The organism is Brevundimonas sp. (genome assembly GCF_051860745.1).
Taxonomy (GTDB): Bacteria; Pseudomonadota; Alphaproteobacteria; order Caulobacterales; family Caulobacteraceae; genus Brevundimonas.
This window is the reverse complement of sequence record NZ_JBHYDN010000004.1, coordinates 217,824-231,447: the sequence shown is the minus strand read 5'-3', so window position 1 is coordinate 231,447 and position 13,624 is coordinate 217,824. Positions and strand designations below refer to the sequence as shown.

At 66.5% G+C, this 13,624-nt stretch carries 14 protein-coding genes; 9 read left to right on the top strand and 5 right to left on the bottom strand.

Going from position 1 to position 13,624, the window contains the following annotated elements; translation table 11 throughout:
- Positions 1-5 precede the first annotated feature (5 nt).
- Positions 6-2,048 carry a TonB-dependent receptor plug domain-containing protein gene (locus ACTIEW_RS07200; protein WP_439477223.1) on the bottom strand — a complete coding sequence of 681 codons (2,043 nt, stop codon included), beginning with the start codon at positions 2,046-2,048 and terminating at the stop codon, positions 6-8.
- Between the two features lie 170 nt (positions 2,049-2,218).
- Between ACTIEW_RS07200 and ACTIEW_RS07195 the strand changes: the two genes are divergently transcribed.
- On the top strand, positions 2,219-3,190 hold the full coding sequence (locus ACTIEW_RS07195) for a TraB/GumN family protein (RefSeq protein WP_439477222.1): 972 nt from the start codon (positions 2,219-2,221) through the stop codon (positions 3,188-3,190).
- A 148-nt stretch (positions 3,191-3,338) separates the two neighbouring features.
- Here ACTIEW_RS07195 and tldD read toward each other — a convergent pair whose 3' ends face one another.
- Genes tldD through ACTIEW_RS07175 form a run of 4 tightly spaced genes read right to left on the bottom strand, consistent with a single transcriptional unit; the run spans position 3,339 to position 6,581 of the window.
- Positions 3,339-4,769, bottom strand: coding sequence for a metalloprotease TldD (tldD, locus tag ACTIEW_RS07190; RefSeq protein WP_439477221.1), 1,431 nt, complete (start codon positions 4,767-4,769; stop codon positions 3,339-3,341).
- A gap of 39 nt (positions 4,770-4,808) precedes the next feature.
- A complete protein-coding gene (locus tag ACTIEW_RS07185; RefSeq protein WP_439477220.1) occupies positions 4,809-5,603 on the bottom strand; it encodes a GIN domain-containing protein in 795 nt (264 codons plus the stop codon).
- A 13-nt stretch (positions 5,604-5,616) separates the two neighbouring features.
- Positions 5,617-6,201, bottom strand: coding sequence for a DUF1700 domain-containing protein (locus ACTIEW_RS07180; protein ID WP_439477219.1), 585 nt, complete (start codon positions 6,199-6,201; stop codon positions 5,617-5,619).
- Positions 6,198-6,581, bottom strand: a complete 384-nt coding sequence (locus ACTIEW_RS07175) for a PadR family transcriptional regulator (protein WP_439477218.1) — start codon at positions 6,579-6,581, stop codon at positions 6,198-6,200. Before ACTIEW_RS07175 ends, ACTIEW_RS07180 begins: the two co-directional genes overlap by 4 nt.
- Positions 6,582-6,836: 255 nt before the next feature.
- Between ACTIEW_RS07175 and coxB the strand changes: the two genes are divergently transcribed.
- From coxB to ACTIEW_RS07135, 8 genes are all read left to right on the top strand, one after another.
- Positions 6,837-7,823: a cytochrome c oxidase subunit II gene (gene coxB / locus ACTIEW_RS07170; RefSeq protein ID WP_439477217.1), complete on the top strand. Its 987-nt coding sequence runs from the start codon at positions 6,837-6,839 to the stop codon at positions 7,821-7,823.
- Positions 7,824-7,846: 23 nt separating this feature from the next.
- The gene (gene ctaD / locus ACTIEW_RS07165) at positions 7,847-9,517 is read left to right on the top strand and encodes a cytochrome c oxidase subunit I (protein ID WP_439477216.1); all 1,671 of its coding nucleotides are present in this window, start codon (positions 7,847-7,849) and stop codon (positions 9,515-9,517) included.
- Between the two features lie 173 nt (positions 9,518-9,690).
- The gene (locus tag ACTIEW_RS07160) at positions 9,691-10,659 is read left to right on the top strand and encodes a heme o synthase (RefSeq protein WP_439477215.1); all 969 of its coding nucleotides are present in this window, start codon (positions 9,691-9,693) and stop codon (positions 10,657-10,659) included.
- A 5-nt stretch (positions 10,660-10,664) separates the two neighbouring features.
- Positions 10,665-10,844, top strand: a complete 180-nt coding sequence (locus tag ACTIEW_RS07155; protein WP_439477214.1) for a hypothetical protein — start codon at positions 10,665-10,667, stop codon at positions 10,842-10,844.
- Positions 10,841-11,428: a cytochrome c oxidase assembly protein gene (locus ACTIEW_RS07150; protein WP_439477213.1), complete on the top strand. Its 588-nt coding sequence runs from the start codon at positions 10,841-10,843 to the stop codon at positions 11,426-11,428. The genes ACTIEW_RS07155 and ACTIEW_RS07150 overlap by 4 nt, the downstream gene beginning before the upstream one ends.
- A gap of 51 nt (positions 11,429-11,479) precedes the next feature.
- A complete protein-coding gene (locus tag ACTIEW_RS07145) occupies positions 11,480-12,388 on the top strand; it encodes a cytochrome c oxidase subunit 3 (protein WP_439477212.1) in 909 nt (302 codons plus the stop codon).
- A gap of 142 nt (positions 12,389-12,530) precedes the next feature.
- A complete protein-coding gene (locus ACTIEW_RS07140; RefSeq protein ID WP_439477211.1) occupies positions 12,531-12,878 on the top strand; it encodes a DUF983 domain-containing protein in 348 nt (115 codons plus the stop codon).
- Positions 12,879-13,616, top strand: a complete 738-nt coding sequence (locus ACTIEW_RS07135; RefSeq protein ID WP_439477210.1) for an SURF1 family protein — start codon at positions 12,879-12,881, stop codon at positions 13,614-13,616.
- The last annotated feature ends 8 nt before the right edge of the window (positions 13,617-13,624 follow it).

The window sequence follows — 13,624 nt, the reverse complement described above, 5'->3', positions numbered from 1 at the left end:
GGTCGTCAGAATGTCTTGCGCACCCGGATCTGCCAGAAGGTTCGCGGATCCGTGGGGCGCAGTTCGGTGAAGGCGACGGGGCGAGCGAGCGTCCGGTCGGCGAAGACCGTGCGTTCCACCTGGAAGTCGTTCCAGACGTTGACCTGGGCACGGATGGCCAGGGTCCGCGTCGGCTTGTATTCGATGTTGGCCTCGAAATAGTCGCTGCCGGTGAAGCCCGAGATCTGGTCCGGGTCGTAGCGGAACTGGCGCAGGCCCTCGAGGTAGGTCATCGCCCAGTTGATCTTCCAGCTGGTGATGTCCTGGGAGATGGTGAAAGCCGGTTGCGAAGGTCGCACGCCCGAGATGGGCCGTTCCTCGCCCGAAGTCGGGTCGGTGACGGCCGTGTCGTTCCATGTGTTCCTGAACTGGAACTGACCGCCCGAGAAGCCGGTCCAGTCGAGCGGCAGAACGAAGTTGACGGCCAGTTGATCCAGCGTCCCGTCGCCGATGTTGCCGACCGCCGACAGGCCTTGCGGCAAGGGCAGGCGGTCAATGACGCCGATGATCTCGTCGTGGCGGTAGCCGATGGAGACGATGCCGTCGCCCAGGAACCGGCGCTCATAGGTAAGTTCGGAGATCCAGCGCTCCTCGGGCTCGAGGTTCACGTTGCCGCCGAACAGCTGTTCGTCTTCCAGGTCTGCGCCCGCCGCAAAGTCGCCGAAATCCAGCTGGCCGACGTCGCGCTCAAAGCGGAAGCGGACCTGATTCTGGGGAAGGGGCGTCCAGGTCAGTTGCAGGCGCGGCTTGGCGAAATAGAAGCTCTTCTCCTGATCGGCGTCACCGGACTGGGTAATGGTCGAAGCCTCGAGCCGCAGTCCGCCTTCAAGATTCAGGTCCGGCCGCACGCGCCACGTCGCCTTGCCGAACAGCTCGCCCCGGGTCTCCTCGACCATGATCTGATCGGACGGCAGGGGAATGGCGACCCCGCCGTCCGTAAGCGCCTGGTCGATCTCGAGCATATTGTAGGCGACCTCGCCGCCAGCCTCCAGCGTCAGGGCCGGCGAACGTTCCCAGCGCAGCAGCGACCGCAGGATCGTCTCGGAGGCATTGCCCTCGGAGGCGAAGCGTTGCTCGGGGCTTGCGACGGCATTTGTCGTTGTTTGAGAGGTCGAGGCGTTCTCGAAATCGTTCCACTCGCGGATGAAGCGGGTTTCCGACGTCAGACCTTCACCCATCGGACGGGTGAAGACCGCGCCGACCTCGCCGCTCGTGCCTTCCTCGTCGAAGCGGTTGTCGCGCAGGATGCCCGGCCCGTCCTGGAGGCTGTACTGACTGTAGTCGTTGCGCCCCAATCGGGCGGTGAGGTCGATCTTGCCGCCCATGAAGGCGTCGGCGAAATTGACCCGCACCGCCTGGCCACCGCCGTTCTGGTCGCTGTAATAGCCCTCGTCGCGCAGGAGCACGCCGTTGGCGTCACGGCGGATGACCCTGCCTACGCCGTTGGAATCGTCGATGGACACGCCGTCGGCCACGGTGAAGCCCCAGACCCGGTCGCCGTTGCGGCGGGTGAACTGGTACTGGCCGAAGCCGCGATCGGCGCCGCCTTCGAAAAAGGCCATATTGCCCGTCAGGATCTGTTCGGTGCTGGCCTGGGTCCGGGTGATGACATTCACGACGACGGAATAGCCCTGCATGTCGATGCCCGGGGCCCCGCCCCGGATCAGCTCGATGCGCTCGACCTGGGGCACCAGGGTCCGCGACAGGACCGAGGAGCCGGTGTCGTTCTTGGAGGCCGGTCGCGACCCATTGACCAGGATGTTGCCGACCGCGCCCTCGAAGCCGCGTGAGCCGTCGCCGTCCTGAACCGAGAAACCGGGCACCCGGCTGACCATGTCGAGGGCAGTGTTCGGGCGCTGGGCGGCGAAGAAGTCGGGGGTGAAGACCAGTACGCCCTGCTGTGAGGCTTCCGCCTGGGGCGCCGGGGCCGGCGGCGGGGGAGTCTGGGCCGCGGCCGCGCCGGCGCTCAACAGGATGGCCGTCGTCGCCAGCAGGATGGTCTTGGTCATTGCAGGATTCCCCTCGTCGTGTGACGAAGGTTTGGCCTCCTGTCGCCCGGCTCTCCAGTTACAAGAGAGACAGGTGGATTAAATCTCGGACAGATTACGTGCCGGTCACAAATGTGTTCTGAAAAAGACCGCGCGTTGCTGAATGCTGTTCAGGTAAGGAATGTATTGACGTGAGATTGTTCGTCTCTGTTGCTGCCGCCCTCGTCGTTCTGACCGCCGGGACGATCTCCGCGGCGCCCGTGTGGGGCCAGACGCCCGAGCCGGCCGCGGCGGCGCAGCTGGACGACGTCGTGGTCCAGGCCCGCCGCTCGGGCGCGCCTATGTGGACCGTGACCCGGGGCGACAGCACCCTGATCCTGGTCGGCGCCATCACCGGCATTCCCCGCGACCTGTCGTGGCGCCCCAATGATCTCGAGGCGGCGGCGGCGCGTTCGGAGCAGATACTGACGCCGCAGGTGGGACGCGCCTCGTTCAGCGATGTGTTTCGCGTCATATGGCGTATCCGCACCATCGCCCGTATGCCGAACGGGCAGACCAGCGCCGACTATCTGACGCCTGAATGGCAGGCACGGCTCGAGGCCGCTATGGCCGACGAGGGCAATCAGGACTGGCGCACCAGGAGCCTGCTGATCGTCGGCTTCGACCTCATGCAGGACAAGGCTGGCTATACCGGTCGCCGGGGCGGCGATGACGCCATGGACGTGATCCGGCGCGCGGCGCGGCGGGCCCGGGTGCCGGTTCGCCCGGTCGGCACGGTCCGCGGCGACGAACTCATCGACAGCCTGATCACCGCGCCCCAGACCGCCCACGTTCCCTGTGTAGAGGCGGCCATCGCCGCCGCCGAACTGGGACCGGACGCCGCACGCGAGCGAGCCGAGGACTGGCGAGCCCTGCGCGTCGCCGATGTCGTCGCCTCGCCGATCGACCGGGCGCTGAATCAGTGCTGGCCGTGGGGCGACCCGGAGATCGCGCCGCAGCTGAGACAGCAATGGGCGGCGGCGATCGAGACGGCGATGATCTCGCCGGGAGTCACCATGGGCGTCGCCCCGATCCGTCTGTTGGCCGATGAAGGCGGCGTGCTGGACGGGCTCGTGGCCCGTGGGTTCGACGTCGTGGGGCCTGAGTGGAAGCCGGCTCCCTGAAAAACACAGTGCGAAGCGTCCGCTCCGTCCGCTCCGTCCGCTCCGTTCACAGCGGTCACTTCAAACGAGGAAACGACGCTTCGGGCATCCCGGGCGACAGACATGACCGGCAGGATAGCACCTGCCTACGACAGAACCGGTCGCAGTCTCAGACCGCCGTACCGCCCACCGTCAGGCCCGCGATCTTCAGGCTGGGCTGGCCGATGCCGACCGGCACGCCCTGGCCGCCCTTGCCGCAAACGCCGACACCGGGATCGAAGGCGAAGTCGTCGCCGATCATCTGAACGTGCTGCAGGGCCGTGGCGCCGTCGCCGATCAGGGTCGCGCCGCGCACCGGGGCGGTGATCTTCCCATCCTCGATGAGGTAGGCCTCGGTGCACTGGAAGACGAATTTGCCGTTGGTGATGTCGACCTGGCCGCCGCCGAAATTGGCGGCGTAGAGACCGCGCTTGGTCGAGGCGATCATGTCAGCCTGCGAGTCCCTGCCGCCTTCCATGAAGGTGTTGGTCATCCGCGGCATCGGCATGTGGGCGAAGGACTGGCGCCGGCCGTTGCCGGTGGCCCGGGCGCCCAGCTGACGCGCCGACAGCCGGTCGTGCATCAGCCCGACCATGATCCCGTCCTCGATCAGCACGGTGCGCGAGGTCGGCGTGCCCTCATCATCGACCGACAGCGAACCCCGGCGGCCCGCGATCGACCCGTCGTCGACCACGGTGACGCCCGGGGCGGCGACCCGCTTGCCCATCATGCCGGTGAAGACCGAACTGCCCTTGCGGTGGAAATCGCCCTCGAAACCATGGCCGATGGCCTCGTGCAGCAGCACGCCCGGCCAGCCGGCGCCCAGCACCACATCCATCTCGCCCGCCGGGCAGTCGACGGCCTCGAGGTTGACCAGCGCCTGACGCAGGGCCTCGTCGACCTGCCATTGCCAGCGGTCGGGGGCGATCCAGGTCTCAAACCCGGCCCGGCCGCCGGCGCCGGACGAGGCGCTCTCGCGCTTGCCGCCCTTCTCCACGGTGACCGAGACATTGAGCCGGACCAGTGGACGGATGTCGGTGACGCGCCGGCCGTCGCCGCGCAGGATCTCGATATGGCGCCGCTCGCCCACCATGGTGGCGGACACCTGGACCACGCGCGGATCCCGGGCCCGCGCCCAGGCGTCGATCTCACCCAGCAGGGCGATCTTGCCGGAGAAGGCGGGGGAGGCCAGTGGATCGATGGTCTCGTACAGTTGCTGATTGGTGGCGCGGGGCGACTCGGCGATGACCCCGGCATGGCCGGAGCGGGCCAGACCCGCGCTGTCGGCGGCGCGGCGGATGGCAGGGCCGCTGATCTCATTGGCGTGGGCGTAGCCGGCCGTCTCTCCGGCCACCACCCGCAGACCGAAGCCTTCGGAGGCGTCATAGGCCGCGGATTTCAGTCGGCCGTCGTCAAACACCAGCGATTCGAGCTCCGACCGCTCCAGGAACAGTTCGCCGTCATCCGCCCCGGTCAGGGCGTCCTGGAGGATGGAAAGGGCTTCATCGGAGCCGACGTCGGCGGAATCGAGAATCGCGGGGAGGGGAACGGGGACGGTCATGGAGCCTAAGTAGGGGCTGACCGTCCCCGCGTCACCGGGTCAGTTCTGGTCGATGTCGCCGGAACCGGAAAGGGTTTGCTGCAGATTGGCCGGGCGGCGGGTCAGCTGGACGTCACCGGAACCGGAGATGTCGATCCGGGCGGTTCCGGTGGGACCGACGCGAACATCGCCAGAGCCGTTCAAATCCACGGTGGCGTCCGTTGTACGCAGGGCGGTCAGGTCGACCTCCCCCGAACCGCTCAGATCAACGGTGACCGCACCGGTCTCACCGACCGCGGCGACATCGCCCGCGCCATTCACCCGCACGGTGAGGGTTGGCTGGTTATAGTCGCGGATGGAGAGGTCGGTGCCGCTGTTGAGTTCAAAGCTGCGGACCGACGGGGCGGTGATGAAGACCTGAAGTTTGTCTGACGGCCCATAGGTTTTGGAGTTCCAGCGCATCGACACCCAGCCCTGCCTGACGCTTTGTGCGCCATCGCTGTCGAGCGGCAGATCTTCGAGAGCCAGGCGCCCGTTCACGAAACGGAGGCGATGGACCAGGGATTGGGGCCCGGTCGCGCGAACCTCCACCTTGGTCCCCTGGGTAAAGACGACCTCGGCGGGCGCGTCGATCTCGAGACGGTCGCCGCCGGCCCAGGCCAGGGTACGAGTGACGGCGGGGCTGTCGTCTTCGGGTTCGGCGAAGCTCACCGTGTGGTGTTCGTCGCCGTCGCGGAAGGTCCATTCCCAGTTGTGGCTGGCCAGGTCATTGCCGCCGATGGCGGCGGCTCCGGACAGGGCGGCGATGCACAGCACGATGCTGGCGCCGGTGATGATGAGAAGTGTGCGGATCATGTCAGTTCCTCCCTCAGAACTTGCCGTCTGCGGGGGCTTGTTCCCCGAGGGCCGGCTTCAGCAGGCGGTAGTGCAGACGCGCGAACCAGACCGTGGCGTTGACCAGCAGGATGGTGGCGATGGCCGTCAGCGCGCCCAGCGCCGTGGCTCCGGCCATCATGCCCAGACCGCCGAGGACCGCTGCGGCCACCCCGCCGGGTAGTCCTGCGAAGGGACCGGCGACCATGGCCACGCCCCCGCCGATGAAGAGGCCGACGGCGGCCATGAAGAAGCCGAACAGGACGCCGACCACGCTCAGGAAGATGGGCAGCAGGATCAGCAGGTCGATCGCCCCCAGTCCGAGAACTGCGAACACGGCCCCGGCGGCGGCCGACGGGTTTTTCTCCTGATGCCAGCGCTGGGCGCCGGCCTCGGCGCGCAGTTCGCGGGCCAGACGATCGGGATCGCCCAAGGCGGCCGCGACCTCGGCCTCGGATCGTCCGGCGGCGGCGCCGTCCTCGAAATGGATCTGATAGTCCGAGGCGATGTCGGCCGCGGCGGACGTCGGCATGCCGACCAGTCCCCGGCGCAACCGGCCCATGAATTCGTCGCGGGTCATTGTTCAGCTCCCCTTTTGGCGGTGACATCTGTGGCCTGGGCGGGCGTCGCGGATTGAGCCGGCGCCTCCAGAACCGATTCGACCGCGCGGGCGAAGGCGCGCCACTCGGTCGTCTGGGCGTCAAGCGCCCGGCGACCGGCGTCGGTCAGGCGATAATATTTGCGCGAAGGCCCGGAAGGCGATTCGACCAGATAGGTCTCCACCTGTCCGTCGGACTGCATCCGCCGCATCAGCGGGTAGATGGTGCCCTCGCCCATGTCGATCGCGTCCGACAGGGTCGAGGCGATTTCATAGGCATAGCTGTCGTGCCGGTTCAGCAGGGCCAGGACGCAAAGCGTCAGCACCCCCTTCTTCAGCTGTATCTCGATTGTTTCAGGCACTGTGGGCCCTCCTTGTGAGGACCAAGACGTATCGCAAGGTATCTGGTCATGCAAGGTAGCTGTCATAACATGACGGAGAATTAATCCGGAGACGGGAGGCCCTGCGTCGTTCATTCCATCGGCAATCGCTTGGCAAGCGCGGGAGGGGGCGATATGGACCGCGCGAAGTACCGCTGCGGACCGCCGGGTCCCGGCGATTGTTTGCGATTCACTCGCAAGCGTTTGCGGCGAAACGGTTTAATGAGGATATCTCGCATGGGGATGGGCACGCGGGCCCGGGCGATCGTCGGTGGTGGCATCACCGCTATGAGCCTGGCCGTTTTCTCCGCCACACCGACGTGGGCCCGGCCGCTGGTCGGCCAGCCGACTGACGGCGGATTGGGGCTGCAGCCTTCGGCCTCGCCGCTGAAGGTCGAAGCGACCTTCTTCCACGACATCATCCTGATGCCGGTCATCACCTTCATCACCCTGCTGGTGCTGGGCCTGATCATCTGGATCTGCATCCGCTACAACAAGAAGGCCAACCCGGTTCCGGCCAAATGGAGCCACAACACCCTGATCGAGATCGTCTGGACCGTCCTGCCGGTGCTGATCCTGGTGGGCATCTCGCTGTTCTCGTTCCGCCTGCTCTTCGCCTATCACGACATGCCGACGCCGGACCTCACGGTGAAGGCCACGGGCAACCAGTGGAACTGGTCCTATGAGTATCCCGACCAGGGCATCGCCGAATACGTCTCCAGCATGATCCCCGAAGACGAGATTGTGGCGCGCGGCATGCCGCACAGCCTGTATCGCCTGGCCGCCGACGAGCCGATCATGGTGCCGGTCGGCAAGACGGTGCGGGTGCTGGTCACCGCGACTGACGTGATTCACGCCTTCGCACTGCCGGCCTTCGGCCTGAAGGTCGACGCCGTCCCCGGCCGGATCAATGAGACCTGGTTCCGCGCCGACCGCGTCGGCGCCTTCTACGGCCAGTGCTCCGAGCTGTGCGGCGTCGACCACGCCTTCATGCCGATCCAGATCAATGTCGTCACCGAGGCCGAATTCGCGGCCTGGGTCGCCTCCAAGGGCGGCTCGATGACGCCGCGCACGCCGGATCAGGCCCCGGGCGGCACCGCCGCCCAGATCGCCGCCGGCGCTACCGGCGCCCCGACCGCCTCCGACGCGGCTGTCCCCGCCGCCGCCACCGCTCAACCCGCAGCGCCCGCCACGGCTTCCGCCGTCGCTCCGGCCGCTCAGTAACGAACCGCGAGAGCCCCAAAGATATGGCCACCGCAGCCGAAAACCTCGCCCACGACCACGACGGGCATCATGACCACAAGCCGGGTTTCTTCACCCGCTGGTTCCTGTCGACCAACCACAAGGACATCGGCACGCTGTATCTGCTGTTCGCCATCATGGCGGGCATCGTCGGCGGCGCCCTGTCCGGCCTGATCCGCTGGGAACTGGCTGAGCCGGGCATCCAGATCTTCACGGACGGTTCGGTCGTCGACCTGCTCGGTCTCGTCCAGCAGTCGAAGCACGGCTACAATGTCGTCGTCACCGGCCACGCCCTGATCATGATCTTCTTCATGGTCATGCCGGCGATGATCGGCGGCTTCGGCAACTGGTTCGTGCCGATCATGATCGGCGCGCCCGACATGGCCTTCCCGCGCATGAACAACGTCTCCTTCTGGCTGCTGGTGGCGGCCTGGGTGCTGCTGATCCTCTCCCTGTTCGTTCCGGGCGAGCCCGGCGGCGGGCTCGGCTTCGGCGGCGGCTGGACGATCTATCCGCCCCTCTCGACCATGGGGCATCCGGGACCGGCCATGGATCTGGCCATCTTCTCGCTGCACATCGCCGGCGCCAGCTCGATCCTCGGCGCGATCAACTTCATCACCACCATCTTCAACATGCGCGCGCCGGGCATGACCATCCACCGGATGCCGCTGTTCGCCTGGTCCGTGCTGGTCACCGCCTTCCTGCTGCTGCTGTCGCTGCCGGTCCTGGCCGGCGCCATCACCATGCTGCTGGCTGACCGCAACTTCGGCACCTCCTTCTTCGATCCCGCCGGCGGCGGCGACCCGGTGATGTTCCAGCACCTGTTCTGGTTCTTCGGCCACCCCGAGGTCTACATCCTGATCCTGCCGGGCTTCGGCATCATCAGCCACATCGTCTCGACCTTCTCGAAGAAGCCGATCTTCGGCTATCTGGCGATGGCCTACGCCATGGTCGCCATCGGCTTCGTCGGCTTCATCGTCTGGGCCCACCACATGTTCACGGTCGGCATGGGCGTGAACCTGCGCGCCTATTTCATCGCCGCGACCATGATCATCGCCGTGCCCACAGGCGTGAAGATCTTCAGCTGGATCGCCACCATGTGGGGGGGCTCCATCAGCTTCAAGACGCCCATGCTGTGGGCGATGGGCTTCATCTTCCTGTTCACCATCGGCGGCGTGACCGGCGTGGTCCTCGCCAACGCGGGCATCGATTACAGCCTGCACGACACCTACTACGTCGTGGCCCACTTCCACTATGTGCTGTCACTGGGCGCCGTCTTCGCCATCTTCGCCGGCTTCTACTACTGGTTCGAGAAGATGTTCGGCGTGAAGTACAACGAGTTCCTCGGCTGCATGCATTTCTGGATCATGTTCGTGGGCGTGAACCTCGTGTTCTTCCCGCAGCACTTCCTGGGCCTGCAGGGCATGCCACGCCGGATTGTCGATTACGCCGACGGTTACGCCTACTGGAACTACGTCTCGTCGATCGGCTACGTCATCACCATCGCCGGCGTGCTGGTCTTCCTGATCATGCTGGTCGAGGCGGCCATCCGTCGCCGTCCGGGCGTCGACAATCCGTGGGGCGAAGGCGCCACGACCCTGGAGTGGACCCTGTCCTCGCCGCCGCCCCACCACCAGTTCAACGAACTGCCGGTGGTCAAGGACGACGAGCACTAGACGCTGCCTCAATCCCGTCATCCCCGGGCTTGTCCTGAGGACCCATGGCAGGGCTGAGCGATATCGAGTGAGAAGGGGGGCTCAGACGTCGATGCGTCTGGGCCCTCATCAATTGCGACGGATGAATGGGTCCCCTGGGACAAGCCCGGGGATGACGGAGTAGAAGGTAGCGGATGCGCGCCGACGCCACGCCCACAGCGATCTCCACGGCCCAGCCGGAAGATTTCTTCCAGCTGCTGAAGCCGCGCGTGATGTCGCTGGTGGTCTTCACCGCCGTGACCGGGCTCGTGGTCGCCGGCGGCGACATCGACTGGCTTTCGGCGGCCATCGCCATCCTTTGCATCGCTGTGGGCGCTGGCGCGGCGGGCGCGCTCAACATGGCGCTGGAGGGCGAGACCGACGCCCTGATGCGGCGCACCCGCGGTCGTCCCGTGGCGGCCGGGCGGGTCAACAAGAACGACGCCATGACCTTCGGCGTCATCCTGTCGATCTTTTCGGTCATGCTGCTGGGCATGACGACCAATTGGCTGGCCGGCGGCCTGCTGTTGATGACCATCCTCTACTACGCCGTCTTCTACACCCTGCTGCTGAAGCGCCGGACGCCCCAGAACATCGTCATTGGCGGGGCTGCGGGGGCCTTTCCGCCGGTGATCGGCTGGGCTGCGGCGACGGGCGACGCGCCGTGGCAGGCTTGGCTGCTGTTCTCCATCATCTTCCTGTGGACCCCGCCGCACAGCTGGGCGCTCGCCCTGTATTCGGCCGGCGACTACGCCCGCGCCGGCATTCCGATGATGCCGGTGGCGCGCGGGGCGAGGAGCACGCGGCTGCAGATCCTGCTCTACAGCCTGGTGTTCGTGCCGGTGGCCGTGGCTCCCGGCCTGGTCGGCCTCGGCGGCCTCCTCTATCTGGCGGTGTCGATCGCCGGCGGCCTCGCCTTCCTGTTCCTCGCCGTCCGCCTGTGGCGCAGCCGCGCCGGGGATCAACCCGACAAGGCCGAGGCCGTGGGACGAGAGGCCGCATTGTATGATGTCCGCGCCGAGGCCAAACCGGCGCGCAACCTGTTCGCCTTCTCGATCCTGTATCTGATGGCCCTGTTCGCCGCCCTGCTGGTCGAGAGCCTGACCGCCCTTCCCGGACTGTAATGATCATGCGCCGCCTGACCCCCGAAGAACTGTCCGCCCGCAACAAGCGCAACCTCGCTATCGCCGGCGCCCTGGTGGCCTTCATCGTGCTGGTGTTCGCCGTCACCGTGCTGAACCTGAAGCGCAACATCGAGGCCCGGGCCGACGCCATCGCGGCCGGCCAGCTGGTCGAATACGCCCGATGAAAAAGCCCACCGCCAACGCCTTGGCGGCCATCGCCTGCGCGGGCGGGGTGATGTTCATGACCGGCGCAGCCTTCGCCGCCGTGCCACTCTACCGCATATTCTGTCAGGTCACCGGCTTCGACGGCACGGTCCGCAGGGCCGACAAGGCGCCGGACGTGCAGCTGGACCAGTCCGTGCTGATCCGCTTCGACACCAATGTGCGTGGCCTGCCCATGACCTTCCGCGCCGAACAGGTCACCCAGCGGGTGCGAATCGGCGAGACCGGCATCGCCTTCTTCGACGTGACCAACACCTCGGACGAACCCATCCACGCGACGGCGTCCTACAATGTCGTGCCGGAACGGGCGGGACCCTATTTCCAGAAGCTGCAGTGTTTCTGCTTCGAGGGGCAGACCATCCAGCCCGGCCAGACGATGAAATTCCCGGTCCAGTATTTCGTGGCGCCCGAAATGGCGACCGATCGCGAGAGCCGCGGCGTTGAGGAAATCACTCTCAGCTACACCTTCTATCCCACTCAAGGCTTCGATCAGGCCGCAAACGCGGGTTCGCCCGCAAATACCCAAAGGTCTGGCGCGGCCGGGTAGCCGACGCTATAGCCTGCCTCACACGACTCTCGACTGTTGCAAGAGACCCAGATGGCCGACGCCCACGCCACTCCGCATCACGACTATCACCTGGTGAATCCGAGCCCCTGGCCGCTGATCGCCTCGATCGCGGTCACGACCATGATGGTCGGGGCGGTGGTGTGGATGAAGGGTCTCGCGCCCGCCGACGGCGACCCCATCGCCGCGGCCCTGCTGTCAGAGGGCAAGGCGGCGCTGTTCTTCGCGGGCCTGGCCGGCGTGCTGCTGTCCGCGTTCGCCTGGTGGGCGGATGTGATCAAGGAAAGCAAGGGCGGCGACCACACGCCGGTCGTCTCGATCGGCCTGCGCTACGGCATGATCATGTTCATCGCCTCCGAGGTGATGTTCTTCGCGGCCTTCTTCTGGATTTTCTTCGAGATGGCGGTCTTTAACGAGGCCCGCGCCCACATTCCCGAGGTCAGCGGCTGGGCCGAGACCGCCGCCGCCTGGTCCACCTGGCCGCCCAAGGGCGTCGAAACCCTGGACGCCTGGCAGCTGCCGCTGCTGAACACCGTCATCCTGCTGCTCAGCGGCACGACGGTGACCTGGGCCCACCACGCGCTGCAGGTCGGCGACCGCAAGGCGGCCAAGCTCGGCCTGCTCATCACCGTGGTGCTCGGCGTCCTGTTCACGGCCGTGCAGGTCTATGAGTACCAGCACATTCTCCACGAGAACCTGTTCTTCAACGAAGAGGCGGCGAACTCGGGGCTCTACGGCTCGATCTTCTTCATGGCGACCGGCTTCCACGGGTTCCACGTCCTGCTCGGCACCATCTTCCTGCTGGTTTGCCTGCTGCGTCTGATGGCCGGCCAGATGACGCCGAAGAAGCATTTCGGCTTCGAGGCGGCGGCTTGGTACTGGCATTTCGTGGACGTGGTCTGGCTGTTCCTCTTCGCCTTCGTCTACGTCACCTTCGGGTGAACCCAACCCCGCCCGCTCATCCCGGCGAATGCCGGGACCCAGATCACGATCTCGGTCCCGGAAGGCCTGGACGGCGGACGGGGATCAGCGTCGGCCACCGCAGGCATTCCATCTGGGTCCCGGCATTCGCCGGGATGAGCGGATGAGCGAGGTTAATCCCATCCGCGCCGGTCTGCTTTGCCGCTGTCCCCAGTGCGGAAAGGGCCCGCTGTTCAAGGGCTTCCTCAAGGTGGTCGATCGCTGCGCCGCCTGCGGTTTCGACTTCACCCGCCTGAACACCGGCGACGGCGCCGCCATCTTCATCATGCAGATCGCCGGCGGGATCGTGGTGTTCGGCGCCCTGTTCGTGCAGGTCGCCTACAACCCGCCGATCTGGGCCATGCTCCTCGTCGCCCTGCCGCTGGTCGCCGGCCTGTCGCTGGGTCTGATGCGCCCCGGCAAGGGCGTGATGATCGCCCTGCAGATGCGGAACAAGGCGGGGCGACCCTAGATGCGCGCCCGCTTCCCGTGGGTCCTGACGATCGTGTGCGCCATGGCCTTCGCCCTGTTGTGCGGCCTGGGCGTCTGGCAGGTCCAGCGGATGCAGTGGAAGAACGGGCTGATCGCCCGGGCCGAGGCGGTGGCGAGCCTGCCGGCCTCGGGCCCCGAGACAGCATTCCTCCACGGCGAGTTCGCGCGGGTCGTCATGGACTGCCCCGGTCTGGCTGCCGCGCCATACGTCGAGCTCCAGACCATTCATGAAGGCCAGTCAGGGGTACGGTTGATTTCGGCCTGCCGTCCGGCGAGTTTCGATTCCGCGATTCTGGTCGACCGCGGTTTCGTGTCGGAGGGCCTTTCCGCCCGACCTCCCGTGTCGGCGTCGACCGCGCCCACCCGCATTGAAGGCCAGCTACGACAGCCATCGCCCCCGGGACCCATGGCCCTGCCTCCGGAAGGCAATCGCTTCTTCGCCCGCGACCACATGGCCATGGCCGAGGCGCTGGGCGTCCGGTCTGACGTGATGGCGCTGATGGTCTATGCGACGACCTCGTCCAATCCCGAATGGCAGGCGCTCCAGCCGTCCGCACCGCCCGCCGCCTTCTCGAACAACCACCTCGGCTATGCGTTGACATGGTTCGGGCTGGCGCTGGCGCTGGGCGGTTTCTATATCGCCCTGCTTCGTCGAAAGCCTTCCCTCAAGCAGCCTCGCTCCGCGAGCGAGGCGCCAGGGAAAAAGGAAAAGCCCTGACCGCCACG

Bases quoted from the DNA above. Each gene is read 5' to 3' on its own strand.
- ACTIEW_RS07200 (WP_439477223.1), bottom strand. From the start codon at position 2,048: ATGACCAAGACCATCCTGCTGGCGACGACGGCCATCCTGTTGAGCGCC.
- tldD (WP_439477221.1), bottom strand. From the start codon at position 4,769: ATGACCGTCCCCGTTCCCCTCCCCGCGATTCTCGATTCCGCCGACGTC.
- ACTIEW_RS07185 (WP_439477220.1), bottom strand. From the start codon at position 5,603: ATGATCCGCACACTTCTCATCATCACCGGCGCCAGCATCGTGCTGTGC.
- ACTIEW_RS07180 (WP_439477219.1), bottom strand. From the start codon at position 6,201: ATGACCCGCGACGAATTCATGGGCCGGTTGCGCCGGGGACTGGTCGGC.
- coxB (WP_439477217.1), top strand. From the start codon at position 6,837: ATGGGGATGGGCACGCGGGCCCGGGCGATCGTCGGTGGTGGCATCACC.
- ctaD (WP_439477216.1), top strand. From the start codon at position 7,847: ATGGCCACCGCAGCCGAAAACCTCGCCCACGACCACGACGGGCATCAT.
- ACTIEW_RS07160 (WP_439477215.1), top strand. From the start codon at position 9,691: ATGCGCGCCGACGCCACGCCCACAGCGATCTCCACGGCCCAGCCGGAA.
- ACTIEW_RS07155 (WP_439477214.1), top strand. From the start codon at position 10,665: ATGCGCCGCCTGACCCCCGAAGAACTGTCCGCCCGCAACAAGCGCAAC.
- ACTIEW_RS07150 (WP_439477213.1), top strand. From the start codon at position 10,841: ATGAAAAAGCCCACCGCCAACGCCTTGGCGGCCATCGCCTGCGCGGGC.
- ACTIEW_RS07145 (WP_439477212.1), top strand. From the start codon at position 11,480: ATGGCCGACGCCCACGCCACTCCGCATCACGACTATCACCTGGTGAAT.
- ACTIEW_RS07140 (WP_439477211.1), top strand. From the start codon at position 12,531: ATGAGCGAGGTTAATCCCATCCGCGCCGGTCTGCTTTGCCGCTGTCCC.
- ACTIEW_RS07135 (WP_439477210.1), top strand. From the start codon at position 12,879: ATGCGCGCCCGCTTCCCGTGGGTCCTGACGATCGTGTGCGCCATGGCC.